The organism is Clavibacter sp. AC415, from assembly GCF_979252985.1.
Map to the genome: position 1 here is coordinate 216,778 of NZ_CEEDAR010000017.1, position 24,246 is coordinate 241,023.

Genomic DNA, 24,246 nt, shown 5'->3' on the forward strand with positions numbered 1-24,246 from the left:
GAGGAGACCCATGACGAGGTACCAGGTGGACAGCGAGGCCGTCCTGTCGGCCACAGCGGCCGTGCAGGGCAGCATCGGACGCATCCAGGCGGAGGTGGCGACGCTGCACGGTCAGCTGGCCGATCTGCAGGGGTCGTGGTCCGGCAGCGCCGCGACCGCGTTCCAAGGCGTGGTGGCCGAGTGGAAGGGCACGCAGCAGCGCGTGGAGGAGGCCCTGGCGAGCATCAACCAGGCGCTGAGCGCCGCCGCCCGCCAGTACGCGGAGGTGGAGGAGGGCAACGCGCGCATGTTCGCGCATTGACGGCTCCCGCGCTCCCGCCGGCAGCGCCGATGACGGGACGCGGGCGACGCACGACGAAGCGGGCGGCCCCGGTGAGGGACCGCCCGCTTCGTCGTGCTGATGATGATGGTCGAGCTGGTGATTCCGGTCGTGCAGGTGGGCGGGGTGCTGGCACCCCGCCCGGACGGACTAGAAGTCCATGCCACCCGTGGGGTCGCCGGCCGGAGCCGGGTTCTTCTCGGGCTTGTCGGCGACGACGGCCTCGGTCGTGAGGAACAGGCCCGCGATGGACGCGGCGTTCAGCAGCGCCGAGCGGGTGACCTTCACCGGGTCGTTGATGCCCGCGGCGAGCATGTCGACGTACTCGCCCGTGGCGGCGTTGAGGCCGTGACCCGAGGGCAGGTTGCGGACGCGCTCGGCCACGACGCCGGGCTCGAGACCCGCGTTGAGGGCGATCTGCTTGAGCGGAGCGTCGACCGCGACGCGGACGATGTTCGCGCCCGTCGCCTCGTCGCCCTCGAGCTGGAGCTTCTCGAACGCGAGCTTGCCGGCCTGGATGAGCGCCACGCCACCACCGGCGACGATGCCCTCCTCGACGGCGGCCTTCGCGTTGCGGACGGCGTCCTCGATGCGGTGCTTGCGCTCCTTGAGCTCGACCTCGGTCGCCGCGCCGGCCTTGATGACCGCCACGCCGCCCGCGAGCTTCGCGAGGCGCTCCTGGAGCTTCTCGCGGTCGTAGTCGCTGTCGGTGTTCGAGATCTCGTTGCGGATCTGCTGAACGCGGGCCGCGATCTCGGTGGCGTCGCCGCCGCCGTCGACGATCGTGGTCTCGTCCTTCGTGATGACGACCTTGCGGGCCGTGCCGAGCAGGTCGAGGGTGACGTTCTCGAGCTTGAGGCCGACCTCCTCCGCGATGACCTGGCCGCCGGAGAGGATGGCGATGTCCTGCAGCTGCGCCTTGCGGCGGTCGCCGAAGCCGGGGGCCTTGACGGCGACCGACTTGAAGATGCCGCGGATCTTGTTCACGACGAGCGTGGCCAGGGCCTCGCCGTCGACGTCCTCGGCGATGATGAGGAGCTGCTTGCCCGACTGGATGACCTTGTCGACGATCGGCAGCAGGTCCTTGATGTTCGAGATCTTCGAGTTGACGATCAGGATGTACGCGTCCTCGAACACGGCCTCCTGGCGCTCGGGGTCGGTCACGAAGTACTGCGACAGGTAGCCCTTGTCGAAGCGCATGCCCTCGGTGAGCTCGAGCTCGGTGCCGAAGGTGTTCGACTCCTCGACGGTGACGACGCCCTCCTTGCCGACCTTGTCGATCGCCTCGGCGATGATGGCGCCGATCGTGGAGTCGCCGGCGGAGATGGACGCGGTGGCGGCGATCTCCTCCTTGGTCTCGATCTCCTTCGCGGCGAGCTTCAGCTCCTCCGTGACGGCCGCGACGGCCTTCTCGATGCCGCGCTTGAGGCTGATGGGGTCGGCGCCCGCGGCGACGTTGCGGAGGCCCTCGCGGACCAGGGCCTGCGCGAGGACGGTCGCGGTGGTGGTGCCGTCGCCGGCGACGTCGTCGGTCTTCTTGGCGACCTCCTTGACGAGCTCCGCGCCGATCTTCTCGAACGGGTCGTCGAGCTCGATCTCCTTGGCGATGGAGACGCCGTCGTTCGTGATGGTGGGGGCGCCCCACTTCTTCTCCAGGACGACGTTGCGGCCACGCGGGCCGAGGGTCACGCGGACCGCGTCGGCCAGGATGTTCAGGCCGCGCTCGAGGCCGCGGCGGGCTTCTTCGTCAAAAGCGATGATCTTAGCCATGTGTATCTCTCGTCCCTCCCGGACGTCAGGAAAAAGGCAGTCGTCTGGCACTCCCCGTGAGGGAGTGCCAGGGACGATTCTGGCACTCGTCCTACGGGAGTGCAAGCGAGCCGCTCACAGGCGGAGGCGGTCCCCGGGAACGGCGCGACGCCGCCGCCCGGTCGGGCGGCGGCGTCGCTGCGGGGATGCCGCTAGGCGGTCGTGACGTTCTCGGCCTGCAGCCCCTTGGACCCCTGGCCGATCTCGAACGCGACGCGCTGCCCCTCCTCCAGGACCTTGTAGCCCGACATCTCGATCGCCGAGTAGTGGACGAACACGTCCTGCGCGGCCGGGCCGCCCTCGACGGCGTCCACGGTGATGAACCCGAACCCCTTCTCCCCGTTGAACCACTTCACGGTGCCCTCGGCCATGTGCTTCTCCATGTGCGACTGCGCGGTGTCGGGCGCGGCGCCGCCACCCCCGGGTCGACCGCGGGGCCCTGCATCGACCCCGCGCCACGCCCTCGGGACGGACGGCGCGCAGCACCTGGTACGCGACGGGCGTGCGACCAGGCAGCACCATAGCCACGGAGCGGCGGCGCCCGCCCGATCCATCCACGGGTACCGCGCGCGACCGCGGACGATCTCCCTGCCGGATGCCCGGCGAGCCTAGGCGCGGCGAGCCGGACCGGACCGGACGAGGCTCGAGCCCGGGTCAGCCGAGGGCCGCGTAGTCCGACCCGAGCACCGCGGTGAGCCGGGCGGCCTGCGCGGCGGCGGTGCCCTCCGGCGGCCGGAACTGGTCGGACTGCTGGACGTCGCCCACGCCGAGCTCCGCGACGAGACCGCGGGCGGCGCCCTCGTCGGCTGCGTCGTAGTAGTAGACCGTCGTCGTCGTGATGTCGCTGGTGCTCGCGTTCACGCGCGATCCGATGGCCCAGCCGGCCGCCTCGAGCGCCGTCGCGGCTCGGGCGGAGAGGCCCGACGTCCGCGTGCCGTTGAGCACGGTCACGACCATGCCGGGGACGGCGGTGGCCGCCGCGGTCGGCGCCTCGGTCGGCGTCGCCTCCTCGGAGGAGCCCCCGCTCGGGATGATGTCGGTGAACGACACGCGGTCGTCGATGACGAAGAGGCCCACGACGCCGGCACCCACCAGCACCCCGGTCGCCAGGGCGGCCCAGCCGAAGGCCCGCAGTCGATGGCGGCGGGGGCGCGGCGCGCGGTGCGCGCCGACGCGGCTCAGGTCGCCGGGGACCTCGTCGAAGCGGTCGGGAGCGTGGGAGGGCATGGCGGGTCTCGTGTCTCCTCGGTGGGGCGCGGGGTCAGTGCGCGGACGGACGGGGCGGGAGACCGGTGGGCAGGGCGCGGGCCGCGCGCACGGCGGCGCGGGACTGGCGGAGGCGCAGGAGGCGCCCGACGAGCAGGGGATCGTAGGCGAGCGCCTGGCGGGTCTCCAGCAGGGAGCCGAGCAGCTGGTAGTAGCGCGTGGCCGAGAGGCCGAAGGCCTGGCGGATCGCCTCCTCCTTCGCGCCGGCGTGACGCGTCCAGTCCCGCTCGAAGTCGAGCACCGCGCGACCCCGCTCGTCGAGCTCCGGGACGGCTCGATGGTCGGACGCGGGGGCGCTCGCGGGGCGGTCCTCACGCTGGTCCACGGCGTGCTCCTTCCCCGACATCCCCCACAGTACGTAGGTGCGCGCCCCTGGGCGTCCCGCGCAGCTCCACGGGGTGTCCGAGGCCCGCCCCGGGGCACGCGCCGCCGGGCCCGGCCGCCGGCTCCGCCGGGCCGTGCGTTCCCCGTATGAAGGAATCCACGGGGTCCGCGGACGGTTGACCCCGGAGGCGAGCTGGGACGCCGCCCTTAGGATCGACCCGCGAGAAAGGACCCGCACATGGCCTACGAGATCGAGAAGACCGACGACGAGTGGCGTCAGGAGCTCTCCCCGGAGGAGTACGCGGTGCTGCGCCAGCAGGCCACCGAGCGGCCCTGGACCGGCGAGCTGCTGGACGAGGAGCGCACCGGCGTCTACGGGTGCAAGGCCTGCGGAGCCGAGCTCTTCACGAGCGACACGAAGTTCGACTCGCACTGCGGCTGGCCCAGCTTCTACGCGCCCAAGGAGAGCGACGCGGTGAAGCTGTACACCGACACGAGCCTCGGCATGAAGCGCGTCGAGGTCGTCTGCGCACGCTGCGGATCCCACCTCGGGCACGTCTTCGACGACGCTCCGCAGACCCCCACCGGCGACCGGTTCTGCATGAACTCGGTCTCCATGTCGTTCCGCACGGCGGAGTGAGCGAGGTGCCGCGGCATCGGGCGGGCGGCGACGTCGCCGCGCCCGATCCCGGCACCGCGTCGTCGGGCGGCCCCGTCCTCGCGGCCCTCCGCGGGCGACGGTCCCGGTCCTCCGTCGGCGCCGGATCCCCCACCCACGAGGCGCTGGTGCCGCTGGTCGAGGCGGCGTCCCGCCTCGCGGACCACGGCGGGATGCGCCCCTGGCGCATAGTCGAGATCCGCGTGCGGTGCACGTGAGCGCCTCGGCGCGGCCATGGACGAGGCGTCCGGCGACCCCGGATCGGGGAAGCACCGCAAGAAGACCCACCGCGCGAGCCTCCTCATCGCGGTCGTCGCCTGCCGGACACCGAGCCGCAAGGTGCCGGACTGGGAGCAGGAGGCGGTCGCCGCCGGGGTCGCGCACGCCCTCACGCTGCTGCTCGAGGAGCAGGGCTGGGGCGTGTTCTGGAGGACGGGCTCCCTGACGCGCAGCGATGCAGTCCGACGCATGCACGGACTCGCCCTCGGGGAGGAGCTCCTCGGCTGGCTCTACGTCGGCGACGTGGAGCCCGACGCCAAGGGGCCGCGCTCCACCGTCGACGGCGAGCGCATGATCACGCTCCTCGACTGAGGCCGCGTGCGCGGTGCCCAGGCCGCGCACATCCACGGAGCCGGCCACGGGACTCGAACCCGTAACCGCCGCATTACAAGTGCGGTGCGCTACCAATTGCGCCAGGCCGGCCGACCGCCCTCGCGGGCCGTCGATCCATCAGTACGAGCCGGGCTACGGCGCCGTGGTCGGGGTCGCGCTGGGCTCCGGCGTGGCGGTCGGGGTGGGCGTGGCGTCCTGCCCGGCGGCCTGGAGCACGAAGGCGGCGAACGCCTTCGCGTCGTCCGGCTGGCCCGTGTACTGGCGGTCGCCGACGACGATGACCGGGGCGCCGACGACCTCGTCGACGTTGGAGTCCGGGATCTCGCCGTCGAGGACGCGGTCCGTCGCGGCGTTGACCCACGACTGGAAGCGCTGGTCGGAGATGCAGTCGGCGACGCCCGACGAGTCGGCGCCGGCGTCGGCGGCGAGCTGCACGATCCGCTCGTCGCTGAGGCCCGTGCTCTGCTCGGCCGGCTGCTCCGCGAAGAGCGCGGAGTTGAAGGCCCAGAAGTCGTCCGGCGCGGTGTCGGCCACGCACGCCGCGGCGTTCGCCGCGCGCATGGAGTAGGCCTGCGACTTGCTCGTGAGGATCGCCACCGGGTGGATCTCGACGGTCGCGGCGCCGGACTGCAGCCAGCCCTCCATCTGCGCGCCGTTCGTGTCCTGGAACTCCTTGCACGCGGTGCAGAGGTAGTCGACGTAGACGCGGATGTGGGCGGCGCCGGCGGCGTCGGACTCGGTGGGCACGGGATCCTGCTCGGGGTCGAGCGCCTGCGTCGACGCCGCGGCGAGGTCCTTCCCGATGACGATCCCGTCGCTGGCCATGTTCTGCGGCCCCGGGCCCGCGGGCCGCGCGCCCTGCACGACGATGAGGCCGACGACCACGACCACGGCGACGAGCGCCACGGCGATGCCGCCGCGGACCAGCCCGCGGGCCGCCACGTCGCGACGCCGCTGCTTCATGCGGTTGAGGCGCGCCTTCTCGCGCGCCGCCTCGCGGCGTCGTCGGTGACCGCCGTGCGGTTCGTGCGCGGGCGGCGTGCTGGTCATGGGTCCTCGCTCCGGGGATGGGGGGAGTCGGCCGCGGGCGGGCTCCCGGACGACCTCAGGACTCTAGGCGGCCATTCTGGGAAAGCGCCAACGCGGCGGGCGCGGGTACGGCGCCGCAGCCGACGATACAGGTCCCGACCAGGCCGTCCCCAGGTGGGGAATAGCCGCCGATCCGCATCAGCGTGCGCTTCCCGACTCCTCTTCCCCGCGCAATACTCATCGGGTGGCCGCCGTCGCCCACAGCGATGAGCCATGAGCATCACATCCATCACCACGGATCGTCGGGCACGTACCTGCCCGTGAAGGAGAACACCGAAATGGCATCTGTAACTTTCGACAAGGCCACGCGCCTCTACCCGGGCTCCACGCGCCCGGCGGTGGACGGCATCGACCTCGAGGTCGCCGACGGCGAGTTCCTCGTCCTCGTCGGCCCGTCCGGCTGCGGCAAGTCGACCACCCTCCGCATGCTCGCGGGCCTCGAGGAGGTCAACGACGGCAACATCTTCATCGGCGACCGCAACGTCACCGACGTGCCGCCGAAGGACCGCGACATCGCGATGGTGTTCCAGAACTACGCGCTGTACCCCCACATGACCGTCGCCGAGAACATGGGCTTCGCGCTCAAGATCGCGGGCGTCGGCAAGGACGAGCGCGCCACCCGCGTCCTCGAGGCGGCCAAGCTCCTCGACCTCGAGCCCTACCTCAGCCGCAAGCCCAAGGCCCTCTCCGGCGGCCAGCGCCAGCGCGTCGCCATGGGCCGCGCCATCGTGCGCCAGCCGCAGGTGTTCCTCATGGACGAGCCGCTGTCGAACCTCGACGCCAAGCTCCGCGTCCAGACCCGCACGCAGATCGCGTCGCTCCAGCGCCGCCTCGGCGTCACCACGGTCTACGTGACCCACGACCAGACCGAGGCGCTCACCATGGGCGACCGCATCGCGGTCCTCAAGGACGGCGTCCTCCAGCAGGTCGGGACGCCCCGCGACCTGTACGAGAAGCCGCAGAACGTCTTCGTGGCCGGCTTCATCGGCTCGCCCGCGATGAACCTCTTCACCGCCAACGTCGTCGACGGCGGCGTTCAGTTCGGCTCCGCCGTGGTGCCCGTCGAGCGCGACGTGCTCACGAACGCGACCGGCGGCTCGGTCACCATCGGCGTCCGTCCCGAGGACGTCGTCGTCTCCACGTCGCAGGGCCAGGGCCTCTCGGTCACGGTCGACCTCGTCGAGGAGCTCGGCGCGGACGGCTACCTCTACGGCCACACCGACATCGAGGGCAAGCGCACCGACCTGGTCGCGCGCGTCGACGGCCGCCTGCACCCCAACGCCGGCGACACCGTCTTCATCACCCCGCAGCAGGGCCACCTCCACGCCTTCGACGCCGAGAGCGGTCTCCGCCTCAACGCGCCGGTCGCCGCGAGCTGATCCACCGCACCTGACGTCCGCTGCCGCGGTCCCCACGCTCCCCCGGGAGCACCGGGGGCCGCGGCAGCTGCGTTTCCCCGGTCGGGTAGGGTCGCACCATGTCCGGATCACTGAACATCACCTCGGCGACGGTCGATCCGGCGCTCCTCGACCTCCCCTGGCAGCTGCCGCTCGACGAGTGGCCCTCCTCCGCGATCGCGACCCTGCCGAAGGGCATCTCCCGGCACCTCGTGCGCTTCGCCAACCTCTCGGGCTACGTCATCGCCATCAAGGAGACGACGGACGAGATGGCGCGCGGGGAGTACGACATGCTGCGGACGCTGCAGCGCCTCGAGATCCCGTGCGTCGAGCCCGTCGCCGTGATCATGAACCGCACGGACGAGGACGGCGACGCCCTCAAGTCGGTGCTCGTCACCCGGCACCTGAAGTTCTCGCTCCCCTACCGGGCGCTCTTCTCCCAGCAGCTCCGGCCCGACACCGCCACGCGCCTCGTCGACGCCCTCGCCGTGCTCCTGGTGCGGCTGCACATGATCGGGTTCTTCTGGGGCGACGTCTCGCTCTCGAACACGCTCTTCCGCCGCGACGCGGGCGCCTTCGCGGCCTATCTCGTGGACGCGGAGACGGGCAAGCTCTTCAACGGCGGCCTCTCCAACGGGCAGCGCGAGAACGACCTCGAGATCGCCCGAGTGAACATCGCCGGCGAGCTCATGGACCTCGAGGCGGGCGGACGCATCGAGGAGGGGCTCGACCCGGTCGAGACCAGCACGCGCATCGTCGCCCAGTACCGCACGCTCTGGAAGGAGCTCACCGGACGCGAGGAGTTCCCCACCTCCGAGCGCTGGCGCATCAACGAGCGCGTCGACCGGCTCAACGACCTCGGCTTCGACATCGAGGAGCTCGCGATCCGCACGACCGCCGAGGGGTCGCAGGTGCGCATCCAGCCGAAGGTCGTGGACGCCGGGCACCACCAGCGCCGGCTGCTCCGCCTCACGGGCGTCGACGCGCAGGAGAACCAGGCGCGGCGTCTGCTCAACGACCTCGACTCCTACACGGCGACCTTCGACAAGCAGGACCTCGACGAGGAGATGGTCGCCCACGAGTGGCTCGCTCGCGTGTTCGAGCCCGTCGTGCGGGCGATCCCCCGGGACCTGCGCGGGAAGCTCGAGCCCGCCGAGGTCTTCCACCAGCTCCTCGAGCACCGCTGGTACATGTCGCAGAAGCTCAACCGGGACATCCCGCTCGCCGAGGCGGTGACCGCCTACGTCCAGGACATCCTCCGCCACCGCCGCGACGAGGCGACCGTGATCGACCCGCCGACCGAGTCGATCGGCGTCATCGAGGACGAGTCCGACGTGCCGATCACCGAGGCCGAGGCCGCGGAGGACTGGCGCACGAAGGTCTGACCGACGGGCGGGAGCTGCAGGACGACGACGAGTCGGGACCCTGAGGTCCCGGCTCGTCGTCGTGCGGGCCCTACTTGCGGCGGGCCGCCGCGCGCAGCTTGCCGATCTCGTAGAGCGTGACGCTCGCCGCGATGCCCGCGTTCAGGGACTCCGTGGAGGCGCCGATCGGGATCGAGACGATGGTGTCGCACGTCTCGGTGACGAGGCGCGAGAGGCCCTTGCCCTCGGATCCGACGACGACCACGATCGGGCGGTCGGCGAGCGTGAACTCGTGCAGAGACATGTCGCCACCGCCGTCGAGGCCGACTACGAAGACGCCGCGCTGCTTGAGCGCCTTGAGCGTCTGCGTGAGGTTCGACGCCATGGCGACGGGCGTGCGCGCCGCGGCGCCCGCGGAGGTCTTCCACGCGGAGGCGGTGAGGCCGACCGAGCGGCGCTGCGGCACGATCACGCCGTGCCCGCCGAACGCGGCGACCGAGCGGATGATGGCACCCAGGTTCCGCGGGTCGGTGATCCCGTCGAGGGCCACCATGAGCGGGACCTGGCCGCGGGAGATGGTCTTGTCGAGCAGCTCGATCGCGTCCGCGTACTCGTACGGCGGCACCTTGAGCGCGAGGCCCTGGTGGACGGCGTCGTGGCCGGCGATGCGGTCGAGCTCCGGCCGCATCACCTCGAGGACGGGGATGCCCCGCCCGGTGGCGAGCGACAGGACCTCCTTCACCCGGTCGTCGTACTCGATGCGCGAGGCGATGTAGAGCGCCGTGGCGGGGATCTTCGCGCGGAGCGCCTCGACCACCGAGTTGCGGCCGGTGACGACCTCGGACTCGTCCTGCTGCTTCGCACGGCGGGCGCGCGGGGCGTCCGCACCGGCGGGCCGGTCGGTCGCCCGAGCGCGCGGCGGGGCCGAGCGCTCGGCCCGCTCGTCCCGTCCGCGGTTGGCGCCCGCGGACGCGGCCTCGTACCGGTCCTTGGCCAGCTTGCGCTTGCCGGCGGGGTGGTACGGCCGGTCCTCGGCCTTCGGCGTGGGCTTCTTGCCCTCCAGCGCCTGCCGGCCCTGTCCGCCCGACCCCTTGAGCGGGCCCTTCTTGGTCTTCCGTACCGCGCCTGAGCGGCTGGGCTTATTCGCCATCGATGCTCCAATGCGACCCGCCTGGCGAGTCCTCTATCGTGATGCCGGCCTCGGCCAGCTCCTGTCTGATGCGGTCGGCGAGGGCGAAGTCCCTGACCTCCCGCGCGGTCTGCCGTTCGGCGATCCGCTGCTCGACGAGCGCCTGCAGCGCACGGCGCGCGGGCTGGTCGGAGGCGGTGCGCCACTCGTCGGAGAGCGGGTCGATCCCGAGCACCGCCACCATCGCGGAGACGTCGGCGCGCAGCGACGCCGCCTCCTGGAGGTCGCCCGCGTCGAGGGCGGCGTTGCCCGCGCGGACGGCGTCGTGCAGCACGGCGAGCGCCTGCGGGACGCTCAGGTCGTCGTCCATCGCCTCGGCGAACTCGGCGGGCACGGCGGCGGGCGCGGCGCCCTCCGCTGCGGGAGCCGCCTGGAAGCGGGTGCCGGCGAGCCGACGCGCGCTCCGGTCGAGGAACGTCTCGATGCGGTCGAACGCCGCCTCGGCCTCGGCGAGCGCGCCGTCGTGGAACTCCAGGGTGGAGCGGTAGTGCGCGGATCCCAGGAAGTAGCGCACCACCACGGGGCGGGCGGCGGCGAGGAGGTCGGCGGCGAAGAGCGAGTTCCCGAGGGACTTGCTCATCTTCTGCCCGGCCACGGCGACGAGTCCGTTGTGCAGCCAGTAGCGCGCGAAGGGGTCGCCCGCCGCCCGCGACTGCGCGAGCTCGTTCTCGTGGTGCGGGAAGCGGAGGTCGAGGCCGCCGCCGTGGATGTCGAACTCCGCGCCGAGGTAGCGCGTCGACATCGCGGAGCACTCGATGTGCCATCCGGGCCGTCCGGCGCCCCACGGGGAGGGCCACGACGCGCTCGCGGGCTCGTCCGGCTTGGCGCCCTTCCAGAGGGCGAAGTCCCGCACGTCGCGCTTGGCCCGGGGATCGGCGTCCGCGGCGGCCTCCATGTCGGCCGCGCGCTGGCGGGTGAGCTCGCCGTACTCGGGCCAGGAGGCGGTGTCGAAGTAGACGTCGCCGGATCCGTCGTCGGCGGCGTAGGCGTGGCCGCGCTCCACGAGGCGGGCGATGATCGCCTGCATCTCCCCGATGCTCGCGGTGGCGCGGGGCTCGTAGCTGGGCGGGAGGATCCCGAGGGCGGCGTAGGCGCGGGAGAACTCGAGCTCCACGCGGTAGGCGAGCGCCCACCACTCCTCCGTGCCGCCGGCCTCCTGGCCGCGCCGGGCGTTGTCGATGACCTTGTCGTCGATGTCCGTGACGTTGCGCACGAGCGTGACGTCGAGGCCGCGATGCGCGAGCCAGCGTCGGAGCTGGTCGTACGCGAGCGCGGAACGGAGATGACCGATGTGAGGCGCCGACTGCACCGTCGGACCGCAGACGTAGATGCCGACCCGGCCGTCGACTAGCGGCACGAAGTCCCGCAGGGACTGCGTCCGGGAGTCATGGAGGCGCAGGGTCACAGACAGATTCTAGTCAGCGCGCGTGCGGGCCCCCGCCGGATGACGGGCGAGGAGCCGGGGGCCGCTCCCCCGGGACGCCCGCGTCAGAGCCTCTCCACGAGCGCCGTCGCGACCGCGGCGACCCCGTCGCCGCGCCCCGTGAAGCCGAGGCCGTCGGTGGTGGTGCCGGCGAGCGAGACAGGCGCGCCCACGGCGGCCGAGAGGACCCGCTCGGCTTCGGCCCGCCGCGGCGAGAGCTTCGGGCGGACGGCCATGACCTGCACGGCGACGTTGACGATCCCGTAGCCCGCTCCGCGGACGAGCTCGGCGGTGCGGCGGAGGAAGACGTCGCCGTGCGCGCCGTCGAGCTCCGGGTCGTCGGTGCCGAAGATCCCGCCGATGTCGCCGAGGCCGGCTGCCGAGAGGAGGGCGTCGCACACGGCGTGGCTCACCGCGTCCCCGTCGCTGTGCCCCGCGAGGCCCGCCTCGCCCGGCCAGTGCAGGCCCGCGAGCCAGAGCGGCTGGGTGCCGTCGACCGCGTGCACGTCGGTGCCGATCCCCGACCGCAGGCGCGAGGCCGCCGATCCGAGGCCCTCGGCACGCGCGACGAGCTCCTCCGCCCGCCGCAGGTCCCACGCCGTGGTAACCTTGAAGGCGAGGGCGTCCCCGGGGACCACGTGGACGGCGCCGCCGGCGGCCTGGAAGAGGGCCGCGTCGTCGGTGTGCTCCGCGACCGCGGCCCGATAGGCGGCGTCGAGCTCGGCGCGCGGGAACCCCTGCGGCGTCTGCACCCCCACGAGGTCGCTCCGGTCCACGGTGCCGAGGCACTCCCCCGCGGGATCCACGCGCTTGACCGTGTCGGTGACCGGGAGCCCCGGGACGACGCCGGCGCCCCGGGCACGGACCTCCGCCGCGACGGCGGCGAAGAGGGCGGTCGGCGTGAGCGCGCGCGCGGCGTCGTGCACGAGGACGGTGTCGACGGATCCGGCGAGCGCCGCCAGCCCCGCGCGGACGGATCCCTGCCGGGTCTCCCCTCCGGCGACCACCGCGACGGATCCGCGGGCGGCCCCCGCGGCGGCGTCCGCCACGGCCGAGGCCTCCACGAGATGCGTGCCGGGTGCGACCACGACGACGTGCGCCTCCTCCGCGAGGTAGAGGACGCGTGCGAGCGACCGGGCCAGCAGCGTCGCGCCGCCGACTTCGACGAGCGCCTTCGGGATGCCAGCGCCGAGGCGCGTCCCGCTGCCCGCCGCGACGACGACGACGCCGAGGCGGGGACCTCTCCGTCTCCCCGTCGGCGGTCGCGCGGACGGACGGGACGACGGGGTCGTGGCTCATGCGGTCAGGCTACCGGCGGCCCGGGGCGGGCGACGCGGGAGGTCAGGAGGCGAGGACCTCGTCGAGCATCGTGGAGGCGTGCTCCTCGTCCGTCTTCTCGGCGAGCGCCAGCTCGCCCACGAGGACGCCGCGCGCCTTCTGCAGCATGCTCTTCTCCCCCGCGGACAGGCCGCGGTCCTGGTTGCGCCGCCAGAGGTCGCGGACGACCTCGGCGACCTTCAGCACGTCGCCGGAGGCGAGCTTCTCGAGGTTCGCCTTGTAGCGCCGCGACCAGTTGGTGGGCTCCTCGGTGAACTCGGCGCGCAGCACCTCGAACACCCGCTCCACGCCCTCGCGGCCGATGACGTCACGGACGCCGACCATGTCGACGTTCTCCGCGGGCACCTCGATCTGCAGGCCGCCCTGGTTGACGTCGAGCTTGAGGTCCAGCTTCTCCTCACCGCGGATGACGCGCTTCTTCACCTCGATGATGGTCGCGGCCCCGTGATGGGGGTACACGACGGTCTCGCCGACCTCGAAGAGCATGGGTTCCCCGTTCCCTGGACTGCCCATCAGGATACCAGCCGGGTCGCGGCTGCCCGCGGGCGGCCGTCCTGCACCTGATCCCGTAGGCTGGGCGGGTCAGCTGATACACGCGCGGACGCCCCCGGACGCCCCGGCGCCGGCTCCGTGCGACAACCGGAGGGTCCCGTGACAGAGCGCGTACCGCATCGTCCATCGTCCTCGCGGCCCTGATCGCGGTCGGCACGTCGTCCTGCACCTTCATCACGCCCAGGCCACGCAGATCTCCTACTTCCCGAGCGACGGCTTCGACGCCACGGTGGGCGACATCGAGGTGCGCAACGCCATCCTCCTGACCGAGGGCGACTCCCCGGCCGGCGCGAGCCTCGTGGTCACGCTCGTCAACAACTCGGGCGACAGCCAGCGCGTCGCGTTCCAGCACGAGCTCACCGAGGGCAGCGCGGAGCGCGAGACCCGCACCGTCACGGCGGCGCCCGGCCTCACGGCGTACGGCGCCGAGGACTCGCAGCGCATCGTGTTCGACTCCGTCGAGCCGACCCCGGGGTCGCTCACCAAGATCTACATCCAGTACGGCGACGCCGAGGGCGTCGAGATGGACGTGCCGGTCCTGAACGGCGACCAGGAGACCTACACGAGCCTGGTCCCCGGCGGCTCGGGCTCCACGCCCGACACCACCGTCACCACGACGCCCGGCACCGACGAGGGCGACGAGGGCCTCGAGGACGAGACGAACTAGCCGCCCGTCGCGCGGCATGACGGAGGCCCCGTCCCTCAGGGACGGGGCCTCCGTCATGCGCGAAGCCGACCCCTACGCCTCGAAGCGGTAGCCGAGCCCGCGGACGGTGACGAGGAGGACGGGATCGGACGGCTCGCGCTCGATCTTGGAGCGGATGCGCTTGATGTGCACGTCGAGCGTCTTCGTGTCGCCGAAGTAGTCGGATCCCCACACGCGGTCGATGAGCTGACCGCGCGTGAGCACGCGCCCCGCGTTGCGGAGCAGCAGCTCGAGCAGCTCGAACTCCTTCAGCGGCATGGCGATCTCGCGGCCGTCCACCTCCACGGTGTGGCGCTCGACGTCCATGCGGACGGCGCCGACCTCGAGCACGTTCAGCGGCTCGTCGTCGACCTCGACCCGGCGTCGCAGCACCGCCCGGATCCGCGCGAGGAGCTCGCGCGTGGAGTACGGCTTGGTCACGTAGTCGTCGGCCCCCAGCTCGAGGCCGACCACGATGTCCACCTCGGAGTCCTTGGCGGTGAGCATGATGATCGGCACGGCCGAGCGCGTGCGGATCTCCCGGCACACCTCGGTGCCGGGCAGGCCGGGCAGCATGAGGTCGAGCAGGATGAGGTCCGCGCCGTCCCGGTCGAAGGCCGCCACGGCGGACGGGCCGTCCTCGACGACGTCGATCTCGTACCCCTCGCGCTGGAGCAGGAAGGCGAGCGGCTCGCTCAGCGATGCCTCGTCCTCGACGAGCATGATGCGTGTCACGTGGGTTCTCCGATGTCCGTACCGGCGAGAGCCGGCGTCTGCGATGCCTCGGGGAGGCGGATGGTGAAGGTCGAGCCGCGTCCCGGGCGGGACCAGACGCGGACGTCGCCGCCGTGGTTCTGGACCACGTGCTTGACGATGCTGAGGCCGAGCCCGGTGCCGCCGGTGTCGCGGGCGCGGGCCTGGTCGACGCGGAAGAAGCGCTCGAAGATGCGGCCCTGCTCGTCCTCGGGGATGCCGATGCCCTGGTCGGTGACGACGACCTCCACGGCGCCGTCGTCGACCATGACGCCGATGCCCACGCGGGAGCCGTCGGGCGAGTAGTTCACCGCGTTGCTCAGCAGGTTGTGCACGGCGACCACGAGGAGCGCCTCGTCGCCGTAGACGGTGGAGCGCGAGCGCTTGCCGCGGGCGAGCTCGATCCCGCGGAGCTCCGCGCCGAGCCGCACCTGGTCGAGCGCCACGCTGATCACGTGGTCGACGTCGACGGGCTCCGCCTTCTCCAGCGCGTTCGCCGCCTCCAGGCGCGACAGCTCGATGATCTCCTGCGTGATGCGCGCGAGCCGGGACGACTCCGTGGTCAGCCGGGCCGCGAACCGGCGCACCTGCACCGCGTCGTCGGCGCACGAGTCGAGCGCCTCGGCGAGGAGCCCGACCGCGCCGATGGGGGTCTTCAGCTCGTGGCTGATGTTCGCCACGAAGTCGCGGCGCACCTGGTCCAGCCGGTACGACTCGGTGCGGTCCTGCGCGAGCAGCAGCACGTATCGCGCCCCGAGGCGGGCTACCCGGACGTGCATCTGGAACTCGGCCGCGCCGAACGGGCCGCGGGCGAGCGACACCTCCTCGGCCATCGGCTCGCCGGAGCGGCGCACCCGGTCGACCATGGCGACGAGCTCGGGGTGCACCAGCGCCTGGTGGAAGACGAGGCCCGAGGAGATCGCGCCGGGTGAGGCCTTCATCACGTTGTTCGACGGGTCCAGCACGATGCCGGCGGACTCGAGGGCCTCCAGGACCTGGTCGACGCCGTCCGGGACGACCGGGTTGGTGATCTCGACGGCACGGTCGCCGCGGTCCGCCGCGTGGTGCAGCAGCCAGCACCGAATCCCGCGCCCACCGCCAGTCCGATGACGAGGCAGACGAGCACCAACGCACCGGTGTCCATGGGCCCAGACTAGGAGACGGCACGGGGCCGTCCGGGTGCCGGGGTCCCGTCATCCGCGGAGCGAGGGCGCGAATTCAGCTCGACGGCACCGTGCGTTTAACCTCGCTTGACCAGAGTCGGATGACGTGGACCCGGCACCCGGGGTCCGCTCTGCCCGAGAACCACCCCGTCCCTCCTGCAGCGGGGCGGACTGAGAGGACGTCCCCCATGCGCGAAGTGTTCCAGCAGGAGCTCCACGAGGTCCAGGAGCGTCTCATCGAGATCTCCGCGCTCGTCGCCATCTCCATCGAGAACGCCACCCGGGCGTTCAACGAGTCGAACGTCAGCCTCGCCGAGACCGTGATCGAGCAGGACCGTCGCATCGACGAGCTCGCCACGAGCCTCGACGAGCTCGCGATCAACATCCTCGCCCGCCAGCAGCCGGTCGCCCGCGACCTCCGCATCGTGGTGAGCGCGCTGCGGATCAGCGCGTCGCTCGAGCGCATGGGCGACCTCGCCGAGCACATCGCCCAGCTGTCCCGCTACCGCTTCCCGGACAAGGTGGTGCCGAAGTCGCTCCGCCCCACGTTCCTGGAGCTCGGCCAGCTCGACGTGGCCATCGCCCGCAAGCTCACGGACCTCCTCACCACCGAGGACCCGAAGCTCGCCGAGGAGATCCGCAACGACGACGACCGCATCGACGAGCTGCACCTCAGCGTCTTCGACAAGGTGCTCGGCGAGACGTGGAAGGGCGCGGCCGTCGACACGGTCGACTCGACCCTCGCCAGCCGGTACCACGAGCGCTTCGCCGACCACGCCGTGTCGATCGCGAAGACCGTGCAGTACCTCGCCACGGGCGACTGGGTGCAGGCCGACGCCTGACCCCGACGGCCGCTTGACGGCCCGCACGACGAGAGCCCGACCGGATCTTCCGGTCGGGCTCTCGTCGTCCGTGCGGGCGCTGTCGCCGGGCTCCTACTTCTTGCTGCCCTGCGCGGCCACGGCCGCGGCACCGGCGGCGGCGGCCTCCGGGTCGAGGTACTCGCCGCCGGGGACGATCGGGCGGAAGTCCTCGTCGAGGCGGTAGACGAGCGGGATGCCGGTCGGGATGTTGAGCTCGGCGATGTCGGCGTCGGAGATGCCGTCGAGGGGTGCTTCACGAGGGCACGCAGCGAGTTGCCGTGCGCGGTCACCAGGACGGTGCGACCGGACGCGAGGTCGGGCTGGATGTCGGACTCCCAGTAGGGCAGCATCCGCTCGATGACGTCCTTCAGGCACTCCGTGCGGGGCAGCGCCTCGCCGAGGTCGGCATAGCGGGCGTCGCCCGACTGCGAGAACTCGTCGTCGTCGGCGATGGGGGGCGGCGGCACGTCGAACGAGCGGCGCCAGGTGGCGAACTGCTCGGGGCCGTACTCGGCGAGGGTCTGCGCCTTGTCCTTGCCCTGGAGCGCCCCGTAGTGACGCTCGTTGAGGCGCCAGGTGCGCTGGACGGGGATCCAGGAGCGGCCGGCGCGCTTGAGCGCGATGTTGGCGGTGTCGATGGCGCGGATGAGGACGGAGGTGTGCAGCACGTCGGGGAGGATGCCGGACTCGGCGAGGAGCTCGCCGGCGCGCTGCCCCTCCGCGACGCCCTGCTCGCTCAGCTCGACGTCCACCCATCCGGTGAACAGGTTCTTCTGGTTCCAGTCGCTGTTGCCGTGACGCAGCAGGACGAGGGTGCGGGAGTCAGCCATGCCGCCAGCCTACCGAGCGATGGGAGACTGGACCCATGCCGGGCGCCGCCTCCCCCGTCGGCTCCGTGACGCGCGGGACGACCGACACGAACCGCCTCCGACGCGTGGACCGGTGGATAGCGACCCTCGACTCCCTGCGCACCGCCGCCGACCCGCTGGTGGTCGACCTCGGGTACGGCGCGAGCGGCGTCGCGGCCCTCGAGATGCACCGGCGGCTGCGGGACGCGCGGCCCGACGTGCGGGTCGTGGGCATCGAGATCGAGCCGGGACGCGTGGCCCGCGCCCGCGCGCAGCTCGCCGAGTGGCCCGACGCCGCCGCGCGGGAACGCGTGTCGTTCGTGCGCGGCGGGTTCGAGGTGCCGCTGCCGGGCGGCGAGCGGGCCACGGTGATCCGCGCGTTCAACGTCCTCCGGCAGTACGACGAGTCCGAGGTGCCGGCGGCGTGGGAGCGGATGGCGGCGCGGCTCGCCTCGGGCGGATCCGTGGTCGAGGGCACGTGCGACGAGATCGGCCGCGTCGCCAGCTGGGTGGACGTGCGCGAGGACGGACCGCGGAGCCTCACGATCTCGCTGCGGCTGGCGAGGCTCGAGCTGCCGTCGATCGTGGCCGAGCGGCTGCCGAAGGCCCTCATCCACCGCAACGTGCCCGGCGAACGCGTCCACGGGCTGCTGGCGCTCCTCGACCGGAGCTGGATCCTCAGCGCGCCGCTCGGCGTGTACGGCCCGCGGCAGCAGTGGCTGGGCGCCGTCCGCCGCATGCGCGACGCGGGGGTGCCCGTCGAGGCCGGACCTGCCAGGTGGCGGCTGGGCGAGCTGACCGTGCCGTGGTCGGAGGTGCAGCCGGGGAGCGCATGACGGCGGCACCTCCGACCACGGCGGGGTCGCGGGGTCAGGCCCGGATGCGGTCCCGCACCACGGCGGGCGCCGGGGCGGGAGCGGGCACGGCGCGGGGGGCCTCGTCGGGAGCCCCGGTCGCCGGCCGGGCGCACGGGACGGCGACGTCCACGGTCGCCGTGTGCGCGGCGCCGTCGAAGGACACCGCCTGGACGGACATCCCGTCGTCCAGGGGCGCCCGTTCGCCGGCCCGGATCCGCCTGCTCCCGTTCGAGGAGTCGCCGGGACGGGTGAGCACGCTGCCGCCCTCGCGCTCGCGCGGATCCGTGCGCGTCACCTCGATCCCGGTCGGAGCGTCGTCCTGCGCGGCTCGGGGCGAGGGGTACAGCTGGGCGTAGAGCAGGTTGTCGACGACGTCGCGGAACTGCAGGTAGTAGGCGACGCCCGGGTGCGCCGGGTTCCTCCAGGTGACGACGCGCTGGGCCGACGAGGGGGCGCTCATGGTGCTGACCGTGATGCGCCGAGGAGCGCCGCAGGTCAGGACGACCGGGTGGCGCAGCGCGCCCAGGTGCGCGAGCGACACCGCGGTGAAGGGGTAGAACGTGGACCCGCCGCCCATGATGTCGCTCACGTTCCCGTACTCGTCCCGCGTGCACGACGACGGGAGCCCGGTCGCGCTGCCGAGGTCCCAGCGCGACGCGCAGCGGACGGACGAGGTGTGCTGGAGGGACATGGTGTGCCCGAGCTCGTGGGCGATGGTGGTGGGATCCGTCGTCGCCACGGTCGCCACGCCTCCCGCGTCGAGCGTCGACGCCTGCTGCCCCAGCGCGTACTCGCAGTCGGATCCCTCGGGCGTCATCACCAGGAGGTGCCGGTCCGAGCCACCCACGAACCCCGCCCGCTTCCGCCCGTACTCGACCAGCGGATCGAAGTCCGTGCAGTCGACGCTCGTCGGCATGGTCAGCCAGTCGGTCGCGGCGACCACGCGCAGCCGGACGGCCCCGTCCGTCTCGTTCGCGTAGAAGGCGTCGACGACCGCGAGGCTGTGCAGGGCCTCGTCCCGGGTGTAGTCCGGCGCCGTGCCCTCCGGCGCGAGCATCACGACGGTGACGTCGTGGGTGGTCGACGTGCCGGTGGCCGAGCTCGCGGCGGCCGGGACGGCGGCGGGGCGCTCGACGGCGCGGGCGGACGGCAGCGCCGCCCCGACGACCAGCAGGACGGCGAGCGTCGTGGTGAGCAGTGGGCCTCGTGTCCTCATGGTGCTCCTGACTCCCGCGGCGCGGGGTGGCGCCGGGCACGGCGCCACGGACGCGAGGATGCTGTCAGGGGACGGGCCCGGCAGGGGGCGTCGCTCCCCAGCCCACCGCCGCCCGGCCCCTCGTCGGACCGCGAGCCCGGCAGGTCCGCTGCCTAGACCTCCGGGAGCGCGGAGCGCGCCGTGTCGGGATCCACGCCCGCGGCGACCTGCAGGTCCACGAGCAGGGGCCGCAGCAGCATGACGAGCATCACCTCGCCGACCGGGGCGCCCGGGATGAGCTCGCGGGGATCCAGCCGGACCGCCACCAGCACGAGGTTCTGCTGCGCCAGCGGCGTGGCGGACGGGTCCGTCAGGCTCTGCCCGAGGAGGTTCACCCCGTTCGACACGGTGGCGAGCAGCTCGGCGAGGACCGGCCGCCGCACGCGGTCGACCACCAGGAAGTCGACGCGCCGGGAGATGACGCGGAGGTTCCGCACCGCGAGGTCCATGCCGTCGAGCACACGCCGCTGGGCCCGCAGCTCCGGCAGGTGGCGGCGCAGGAACGGCGAGATGCGGGCGATGGACAGCGCCGAGTCGGCCGCCGCGCTCCAGGCGTCGACGAGCGGCTGCGTCCGACGCAGCCGCTCCAGGGCGCGGTCGGCGGCCGTCGCGTCGCCGAGCCGCAGCGCGGAGACCAGCGAGGTGAGGGCGTACGAGCACTCGGAGAAGACCCGCCGCGCCTCACGGACGGCCTGCCGCCGCGGATCCCGGGGATGAGCGCCGTCGCCAGGAGCGCCACCGCACCGCCCACGAGTCCGTCCACGCTCCGCACGAAGACGCCGCCGGGCGGCGCGGGGAGCAGCGCCACGAGCACGGCCTGCACCCCCGCCGCGACCGCGAACGCGGCGTTCGACGACAGCAGGCGCGCCACCAGCAGCGTGGCCAGGATGATGACGAACAGCTGCCAGGCGCCGCGGCCGATGCCGAGCAGCAGGACCTCGCTGAGCGTGATGCCGACGGTCATGCCGATCGCCGTCTCCAGGACGCGGACCGGACGCGCGTCGCGGACGAAGCCCAGGCTGGTGATGGTGACGGTCGTCGCGAGCAGCGGGGTGTCGTGGCCGAGGACGTGGTGCGCGAAGGCCCAGCCACCCGTCGCCGCGATGGCGATCTGGAGGGCGGCGGGCGCGGACCCCCAGAGGCGCGCGACGGCGGCGCGGGGGTCCGCCCGGTGCCTCAGGGTGCGGGCGGCACGGGCCGACCGCTCCCGCGCGCGCTCAGCGGCGGACCGCACCGAGCCGGGGCAGGCGGGGGACGTCGGCCGAGCGTCCGGCGTCGGTGGGCACGATGACGTCCTGCGCGGCCTGCACCCTGACGTCGTCGGCGACCACCTCGAGCTGCACGGCGGGATCCACGGCACGTCGGACGACCGCGAGGGCGATGGGTCCGAGCTCATGGTGCAGCGCGCTCGAGGTGACGGCGCCGACGATCTCACCGGGCGTCCCGTCCGGGGCGGCGGGGAGCCGCACGTCGGATCCGGGACCCGGCAGGACCGCGTCGGACCCGTCGAGCTGCAGCAGCACGAGGCGCCGTGGGGGCCGCCCCAGGTTGTGCACCTTGGCCACCGTCTCCTGCCCGCGGTAGCAGCCCTTCGAGAGATGGACGGCGCTGCGCAGCCAGTCGAGCTCGTGCGGGATGGTGCGGTCGTCGACCTCGGTGGCGAAGCGCGGGCGCCACGCGGCGATCCGCAGGGCCTCGGCGGCGAGCGCGCCCGCGACGGGCAGGTCGCCGGCGGCGGCGCGCGCGACCAGTGCCGGCAGCTCGGCGCGGGGCACGAGGCGCTCGCTCCAGGTCCAGCCCTCGGCCGGATGCGGCGACGCCGCGGCGTACTGGTGCCCGCCGGGCGCGACGTGCGTCCACGGGTCGCGCCAGACGAGCGGCACGCCGGCAGGCGCCGCGACCGGGAGGTCGGGCTCGCCCATGGCGCCGATGACGGCGAGCTCGGCGGTGCGGTCGGCCGGCTCCACCCGGAGCATGAAGCGCATGCGCTGCAGGTACGCGAGGAGCGCCTCCGCGTCGCCCGCGCCGAGGAGCAGCCACGTCGCCACGCCGTCGTCGAGGACGCCCACTGCGTGCTCGAGGCGGCCGTTCTGGTCGAGGAAGAGGGTCTCGGCCGAGTCCCCGGGTGCGAGGCCGCGGAGGGACTGGCTCGTGATCGAGTCGAGCCAGGTGAGGCGGTCCTCGCCCGTCACCGACAGGACGGCGCGGTGGGAGAGGTCGACCACCGCGTTGCCCGCGGCGAGGGCACGCTGCTCGGCCACGAGGGACCCGAGGTGCGCGGGGACGCCGGCGTCCGGCCCCTCGGCCGCGACGGCGCCGGGCAGGTCGAGGAACGGCGAGCGGGTCGCGGTTCCCGGGTCAGTCGACACGCGCGACCCGCCCCGAGGCGTGCGTGCGCAGCGGCTGGCCGAGCGCGGCGATGTCCCACGCCCACAGCAGGTCGCGCTCCACGAGGCCGTAGAGCCGCGTGGCGCCCGTGTAGGCCTTGGCGCCCTCGGTGCGCATGACCGCGTCGGTGGCGAGGTCTGAGGTCCGGGCGCTGCCCGACCTGGCCCACGTAGAGCTCGCTCACGCCCCGGGGTGCACGAGCGCGACCTCGACGTCGAAGCCGCCGTCCGCGTTGCGGAGCGTCTCGACCTCCTCGGCGTTCGTGAAGGGGCGCTCGCCGACGGGCGGGAGCATCGCGGGACCCGGGTCGCCGTCGGTGAGGCGGCGGCGGAGTCGCCAGTACCCGTCTCCGTGACGAAGGGCACGGGACCGTCGTCGCCCTCGACCCACGCGTAGGAGGAGTAGTTGAGGTGCGGCAGTCCGTCGTGGCTGAAGCTGATGCGCTGGCCGAACCCGCGGCGGACGACCTCGTCGCCCACGGCGTACTCCACGACGCCGGTCCCCTCCCAGACGCCGAGCAGCCACGAGAGGGGGACGAGCTCGGCGGGCAGGCCGGTGGGGATCTCGATCATGCGGGGCGCGGTCAGCGCTGGCCGCGGAAGAGGTTGTACACCACGACGAGCGACACCCAGCCGATGGAGAGGCTCGCCAGGACCAGCAGTCCGGTGAAGAAGAGTTCCAGAGCAAGCAGCGACGACATGGGCTCAATCTACCCCACGGCCGGCCGCCACGGGCCGGTGCGGGCGAGGCGGCTAGGGCAGCGCGAGCACGACGAGGGTGGCGGCCGCCAGCACGAGCACGGCGCCGACCACGCTCCCGACCGCCCGGTCGACGAAGCCCGTCTTCCGGGGCAGCGCCAGCTGGATCACGAAGGTCGCGACGACGCAGACGGCGAGCACGAGAGGGAGCCGCCGGGGAGCCGCGTCCGGACCGACCGCGACCGCCACCACGACCGCGCCGACGGCGGCGGCCAGCCAGACGGGCACGAGGCTGCGCAGGGGGGAGGTCACCCTGCAATCCTGCCCCACGTATCATGGGGGCAATTCATCCATGGAGGATCCCTGTGGCCCAGCTGTTGATCCTGACCTCGTCCGCGGACACCGACGTGCTCCCGGCGCTCGGGCTCCTCAGCCACCGGACGCGGCACATCCAGGCCGACGCCGCGAGCCTCGTGAACGCCCCCGCGGCCGACCTCGTGCTGGTGGACGCGCGGCGCGACCTCGCCAGCGCCAAGTCCCTGTGCAAGATCCTCACCACCACGGGCGGCGGCACGCCGCTCATCCTCGTGCTCACCGAGGGCGGGCTGACCGCGGTCAGCGCCGACTGGGGCGCGAACGACGTGATCCTCGACTCCGCGGGCCCCGCCGAGGTCGACGCGCGCGTGCGGCTCGTCATCGGCCGCGCCGCGCAGGAGCACACCGGCGGCAAGATCCAGGCCTCCGGCGTCGTGATCGACGAGGCGAGCTACTCCGCCAAGGTCCACGGCAAGCCGCTCGACCTCACCTTCAAGGAGTTCGAGCTGCTCCGCTTCTTCGCGAGCCACCCGTCGCGCGTCTTCACGCGCGAGCAGCTGCTCAGCGAGGTGTGGGGCTACGACTACTTCGGCGGCACGCGCACGGTCGACGTGCACGTCCGGCGGCTGCGGGCCAAGCTCGGCGACCTCGAGTCGCTCATCGGCACCGTGCGCAACGTCGGCTACCGCTTCAACGTGTACGAGGGACAGTGAGCGCGTTCCCGCCCCCGCCGGAGCCTGACGCCGTGGCGGTCGCGCGCGTCGACCCCTCCCCCGACGCGGTGCGCGGCGCCCTCGCGCTCGCCGACCGCGCCCGCGAGGCCGACGGCCCCGCCCCCTTCAACGAGCAGACGCGCCTGACGCTCGGCGCGGACGGGGGCCCCGCGCTCCTGGTCGCCCACGGGCCGGACGGGTCGACGATCGCCGCCGCCGTGCTCGCACGCGCGGACGCCGCAGCCGAGGCGGAGCTCGTCGTCGACCCCGCGCACCGCCGCCGGGGCCTCGGCCGAGCGCTCCTCGACGCGGTGCTCGCCGAGGCGGGGCCCTCCCCCTCTCCGTCTGGGCGCACGGCGACCACCCGG

General features: G+C 73.1%; 25 protein-coding genes, 1 tRNA gene and 4 pseudogenes. 11 read left to right on the forward strand and 19 right to left on the reverse strand.

Annotated elements, in window-relative coordinates; translation table 11 throughout:
* The first annotated feature begins 10 nt into the window (after nucleotides 1-10).
* Entirely contained in the window at nucleotides 11-301 is a 291-nt protein-coding gene (locus ACZ411_RS10415; RefSeq protein ID WP_094116504.1) for a WXG100 family type VII secretion target, read from the forward strand.
* A gap of 168 nt (nucleotides 302-469) precedes the next feature.
* Here the strand turns inward: ACZ411_RS10415 and groL are convergent, their stop codons facing one another.
* From groL to ACZ411_RS10435, 4 genes are all read right to left on the reverse strand, one after another.
* Nucleotides 470-2,089 carry a chaperonin GroEL gene (groL, locus tag ACZ411_RS10420; protein WP_094116505.1) on the reverse strand — a complete coding sequence of 540 codons (1,620 nt, stop codon included), beginning with the start codon at nucleotides 2,087-2,089 and terminating at the stop codon, nucleotides 470-472.
* A gap of 191 nt (nucleotides 2,090-2,280) precedes the next feature.
* Nucleotides 2,281-2,499 carry a cold-shock protein gene (locus ACZ411_RS10425; RefSeq protein WP_094117046.1) on the reverse strand — a complete coding sequence of 73 codons (219 nt, stop codon included), beginning with the start codon at nucleotides 2,497-2,499 and terminating at the stop codon, nucleotides 2,281-2,283.
* A 283-nt stretch (nucleotides 2,500-2,782) separates the two neighbouring features.
* A complete protein-coding gene (locus ACZ411_RS10430) occupies nucleotides 2,783-3,355 on the reverse strand; it encodes a LytR C-terminal domain-containing protein (RefSeq protein ID WP_104290484.1) in 573 nt (190 codons plus the stop codon).
* 34 nt (nucleotides 3,356-3,389) lie between these two features.
* Nucleotides 3,390-3,719 (reverse strand): DUF3263 domain-containing protein, encoded by a 330-nt coding sequence (locus ACZ411_RS10435; RefSeq protein ID WP_464170436.1) that lies wholly within the window; start codon nucleotides 3,717-3,719, stop codon nucleotides 3,390-3,392.
* A gap of 237 nt (nucleotides 3,720-3,956) precedes the next feature.
* On the opposite strand from ACZ411_RS10435, the gene msrB reads away from it, so the two are divergent.
* Genes msrB through ACZ411_RS10450 form a run of 3 tightly spaced genes read left to right on the forward strand, consistent with a single transcriptional unit; the run spans nucleotide 3,957 to nucleotide 4,967 of the window.
* Complete coding sequence (msrB, locus tag ACZ411_RS10440) at nucleotides 3,957-4,358, forward strand: peptide-methionine (R)-S-oxide reductase MsrB (RefSeq protein WP_012039170.1); 402 nt, start codon at nucleotides 3,957-3,959, stop codon at nucleotides 4,356-4,358.
* 5 nt (nucleotides 4,359-4,363) lie between these two features.
* The gene (locus ACZ411_RS10445) at nucleotides 4,364-4,594 is read left to right on the forward strand and encodes a hypothetical protein (protein ID WP_464170439.1); all 231 of its coding nucleotides are present in this window, start codon (nucleotides 4,364-4,366) and stop codon (nucleotides 4,592-4,594) included.
* Nucleotides 4,595-4,610: 16 nt separating this feature from the next.
* Nucleotides 4,611-4,967: a nitroreductase family protein gene (locus ACZ411_RS10450; protein ID WP_464170441.1), complete on the forward strand. Its 357-nt coding sequence runs from the start codon at nucleotides 4,611-4,613 to the stop codon at nucleotides 4,965-4,967.
* A gap of 38 nt (nucleotides 4,968-5,005) precedes the next feature.
* Here ACZ411_RS10450 and ACZ411_RS10455 read toward each other — a convergent pair.
* Together ACZ411_RS10455 and ACZ411_RS10460 are read right to left on the reverse strand one after the other, a co-directional pair.
* A tRNA-Thr gene (locus ACZ411_RS10455) sits at nucleotides 5,006-5,078 on the reverse strand.
* 42 nt (nucleotides 5,079-5,120) lie between these two features.
* Entirely contained in the window at nucleotides 5,121-6,038 is a 918-nt protein-coding gene (locus ACZ411_RS10460) for a DsbA family protein (RefSeq protein WP_104290485.1), read from the reverse strand.
* A gap of 317 nt (nucleotides 6,039-6,355) precedes the next feature.
* Between ACZ411_RS10460 and ACZ411_RS10465 the strand changes: the two genes are divergently transcribed.
* Together ACZ411_RS10465 and ACZ411_RS10470 are read left to right on the forward strand one after the other, a co-directional pair.
* A complete protein-coding gene (locus tag ACZ411_RS10465; protein WP_094116507.1) occupies nucleotides 6,356-7,456 on the forward strand; it encodes an ABC transporter ATP-binding protein in 1,101 nt (366 codons plus the stop codon).
* A 98-nt stretch (nucleotides 7,457-7,554) separates the two neighbouring features.
* Nucleotides 7,555-8,859: a DUF4032 domain-containing protein gene (locus tag ACZ411_RS10470; protein ID WP_094116508.1), complete on the forward strand. Its 1,305-nt coding sequence runs from the start codon at nucleotides 7,555-7,557 to the stop codon at nucleotides 8,857-8,859.
* A gap of 70 nt (nucleotides 8,860-8,929) precedes the next feature.
* On the opposite strand, the gene rlmB is transcribed toward ACZ411_RS10470, so the two are convergent.
* The 4 genes and pseudogenes from rlmB to ACZ411_RS10490 form a co-directional block, all read right to left on the reverse strand.
* Entirely contained in the window at nucleotides 8,930-9,988 is a 1,059-nt protein-coding gene (gene rlmB, locus ACZ411_RS10475) for a 23S rRNA (guanosine(2251)-2'-O)-methyltransferase RlmB (RefSeq protein WP_104290486.1), read from the reverse strand.
* Entirely contained in the window at nucleotides 9,978-11,432 is a 1,455-nt protein-coding gene (gene cysS / locus ACZ411_RS10480; protein ID WP_464170445.1) for a cysteine--tRNA ligase, read from the reverse strand. Before cysS ends, rlmB begins: the two co-directional genes overlap by 11 nt.
* Nucleotides 11,433-11,515: 83 nt before the next feature.
* A pseudogene (gene ispD / locus ACZ411_RS10485) lies at nucleotides 11,516-12,749 on the reverse strand (2-C-methyl-D-erythritol 4-phosphate cytidylyltransferase).
* A gap of 42 nt (nucleotides 12,750-12,791) precedes the next feature.
* Nucleotides 12,792-13,274: a CarD family transcriptional regulator gene (locus ACZ411_RS10490; protein ID WP_464170447.1), complete on the reverse strand. Its 483-nt coding sequence runs from the start codon at nucleotides 13,272-13,274 to the stop codon at nucleotides 12,792-12,794.
* A 295-nt stretch (nucleotides 13,275-13,569) separates the two neighbouring features.
* Here ACZ411_RS10490 and ACZ411_RS10495 point away from each other — a divergent pair, with 295 nt between their 5' ends.
* The gene (locus ACZ411_RS10495; protein WP_464170449.1) at nucleotides 13,570-14,007 is read left to right on the forward strand and encodes a hypothetical protein; all 438 of its coding nucleotides are present in this window, start codon (nucleotides 13,570-13,572) and stop codon (nucleotides 14,005-14,007) included.
* A gap of 72 nt (nucleotides 14,008-14,079) precedes the next feature.
* Here the strand turns inward: ACZ411_RS10495 and ACZ411_RS10500 are convergent, their stop codons facing one another.
* Both ACZ411_RS10500 and ACZ411_RS10505 read right to left on the reverse strand, forming a co-directional pair.
* Nucleotides 14,080-14,760, reverse strand: coding sequence for a response regulator transcription factor (locus tag ACZ411_RS10500; RefSeq protein WP_094116512.1), 681 nt, complete (start codon nucleotides 14,758-14,760; stop codon nucleotides 14,080-14,082).
* The gene (locus ACZ411_RS10505; RefSeq protein ID WP_464170451.1) at nucleotides 14,757-15,743 is read right to left on the reverse strand and encodes a sensor histidine kinase; all 987 of its coding nucleotides are present in this window, start codon (nucleotides 15,741-15,743) and stop codon (nucleotides 14,757-14,759) included. Before ACZ411_RS10505 ends, ACZ411_RS10500 begins: the two co-directional genes overlap by 4 nt.
* A 386-nt stretch (nucleotides 15,744-16,129) precedes the next feature.
* Here ACZ411_RS10505 and phoU point away from each other — a divergent pair, with 386 nt between their 5' ends.
* Nucleotides 16,130-16,783, forward strand: a complete 654-nt coding sequence (gene phoU / locus ACZ411_RS10510) for a phosphate signaling complex protein PhoU (protein WP_012039182.1) — start codon at nucleotides 16,130-16,132, stop codon at nucleotides 16,781-16,783.
* A 93-nt stretch (nucleotides 16,784-16,876) separates the two neighbouring features.
* Here phoU and ACZ411_RS10515 read toward each other — a convergent pair.
* A pseudogene (locus ACZ411_RS10515) lies at nucleotides 16,877-17,634 on the reverse strand (phosphoglyceromutase).
* A 35-nt stretch (nucleotides 17,635-17,669) separates the two neighbouring features.
* On the opposite strand from ACZ411_RS10515, the gene ACZ411_RS10520 reads away from it, so the two are divergent.
* Nucleotides 17,670-18,488, forward strand: coding sequence for a class I SAM-dependent methyltransferase (locus ACZ411_RS10520; RefSeq protein WP_464170454.1), 819 nt, complete (start codon nucleotides 17,670-17,672; stop codon nucleotides 18,486-18,488).
* Between the two features lie 34 nt (nucleotides 18,489-18,522).
* Here ACZ411_RS10520 and ACZ411_RS10525 read toward each other — a convergent pair whose 3' ends face one another.
* From ACZ411_RS10525 to ACZ411_RS10550, 6 genes and pseudogenes are all read right to left on the reverse strand, one after another.
* Nucleotides 18,523-19,725 carry a hypothetical protein gene (locus ACZ411_RS10525; protein ID WP_464170456.1) on the reverse strand — a complete coding sequence of 401 codons (1,203 nt, stop codon included), beginning with the start codon at nucleotides 19,723-19,725 and terminating at the stop codon, nucleotides 18,523-18,525.
* A gap of 152 nt (nucleotides 19,726-19,877) precedes the next feature.
* Nucleotides 19,878-20,111, reverse strand: a complete 234-nt coding sequence (locus ACZ411_RS10530) for a hypothetical protein (RefSeq protein WP_464170458.1) — start codon at nucleotides 20,109-20,111, stop codon at nucleotides 19,878-19,880.
* Nucleotides 20,096-20,998, reverse strand: a complete 903-nt coding sequence (locus tag ACZ411_RS10535; protein WP_464170460.1) for an FUSC family protein — start codon at nucleotides 20,996-20,998, stop codon at nucleotides 20,096-20,098. Before ACZ411_RS10535 ends, ACZ411_RS10530 begins: the two co-directional genes overlap by 16 nt.
* Nucleotides 20,982-22,133: a CAF17-like 4Fe-4S cluster assembly/insertion protein YgfZ gene (ygfZ, locus tag ACZ411_RS10540; RefSeq protein ID WP_464170462.1), complete on the reverse strand. Its 1,152-nt coding sequence runs from the start codon at nucleotides 22,131-22,133 to the stop codon at nucleotides 20,982-20,984. The genes ACZ411_RS10535 and ygfZ overlap by 17 nt, the downstream gene beginning before the upstream one ends.
* Nucleotides 22,123-22,724: pseudogene (locus ACZ411_RS10545) on the reverse strand (heme-binding beta-barrel domain-containing protein). Before ACZ411_RS10545 ends, ygfZ begins: the two are co-directional and overlap by 11 nt.
* A gap of 180 nt (nucleotides 22,725-22,904) precedes the next feature.
* Nucleotides 22,905-23,162 (reverse strand): hypothetical protein, encoded by a 258-nt coding sequence (locus ACZ411_RS10550; RefSeq protein ID WP_464170464.1) that lies wholly within the window; start codon nucleotides 23,160-23,162, stop codon nucleotides 22,905-22,907.
* Nucleotides 23,163-23,215: 53 nt separating this feature from the next.
* Here ACZ411_RS10550 and ACZ411_RS10555 point away from each other — a divergent pair, with 53 nt between their 5' ends.
* On the forward strand, nucleotides 23,216-23,878 hold the full coding sequence (locus ACZ411_RS10555; protein ID WP_464170466.1) for a winged helix-turn-helix domain-containing protein: 663 nt from the start codon (nucleotides 23,216-23,218) through the stop codon (nucleotides 23,876-23,878).
* Between the two features lie 218 nt (nucleotides 23,879-24,096).
* Nucleotides 24,097-24,144: pseudogene (locus ACZ411_RS10560) on the forward strand (hypothetical protein); the annotation flags it as partial.
* Nucleotides 24,145-24,246 lie beyond the last annotated feature (102 nt).

Excerpts from the sequence above, each read along its gene's own strand:
- ACZ411_RS10430 (WP_104290484.1), bottom strand. The coding sequence starts at position 3,355 with ATGCCCTCCCACGCTCCCGACCGCTTCGACGAGGTCCCCGGCGACCTG.
- ACZ411_RS10450 (WP_464170441.1), top strand. The coding sequence starts at position 4,611 with ATGGACGAGGCGTCCGGCGACCCCGGATCGGGGAAGCACCGCAAGAAG.
- ACZ411_RS10415 (WP_094116504.1), top strand. The coding sequence starts at position 11 with ATGACGAGGTACCAGGTGGACAGCGAGGCCGTCCTGTCGGCCACAGCG.
- ACZ411_RS10470 (WP_094116508.1), top strand. The coding sequence starts at position 7,555 with ATGTCCGGATCACTGAACATCACCTCGGCGACGGTCGATCCGGCGCTC.
- phoU (WP_012039182.1), top strand. The coding sequence starts at position 16,130 with ATGCGCGAAGTGTTCCAGCAGGAGCTCCACGAGGTCCAGGAGCGTCTC.
- rlmB (WP_104290486.1), bottom strand. The coding sequence starts at position 9,988 with ATGGCGAATAAGCCCAGCCGCTCAGGCGCGGTACGGAAGACCAAGAAG.
- ACZ411_RS10425 (WP_094117046.1), bottom strand. The coding sequence starts at position 2,499 with ATGGCCGAGGGCACCGTGAAGTGGTTCAACGGGGAGAAGGGGTTCGGG.
- ACZ411_RS10525 (WP_464170456.1), bottom strand. The coding sequence starts at position 19,725 with ATGAGGACACGAGGCCCACTGCTCACCACGACGCTCGCCGTCCTGCTG.
- ACZ411_RS10460 (WP_104290485.1), bottom strand. The coding sequence starts at position 6,038 with ATGACCAGCACGCCGCCCGCGCACGAACCGCACGGCGGTCACCGACGA.
- ACZ411_RS10490 (WP_464170447.1), bottom strand. The coding sequence starts at position 13,274 with ATGCTCTTCGAGGTCGGCGAGACCGTCGTGTACCCCCATCACGGGGCC.
- ACZ411_RS10520 (WP_464170454.1), top strand. The coding sequence starts at position 17,670 with ATGCCGGGCGCCGCCTCCCCCGTCGGCTCCGTGACGCGCGGGACGACC.
- msrB (WP_012039170.1), top strand. The coding sequence starts at position 3,957 with ATGGCCTACGAGATCGAGAAGACCGACGACGAGTGGCGTCAGGAGCTC.
- ACZ411_RS10465 (WP_094116507.1), top strand. The coding sequence starts at position 6,356 with ATGGCATCTGTAACTTTCGACAAGGCCACGCGCCTCTACCCGGGCTCC.
- groL (WP_094116505.1), bottom strand. The coding sequence starts at position 2,089 with ATGGCTAAGATCATCGCTTTTGACGAAGAAGCCCGCCGCGGCCTCGAG.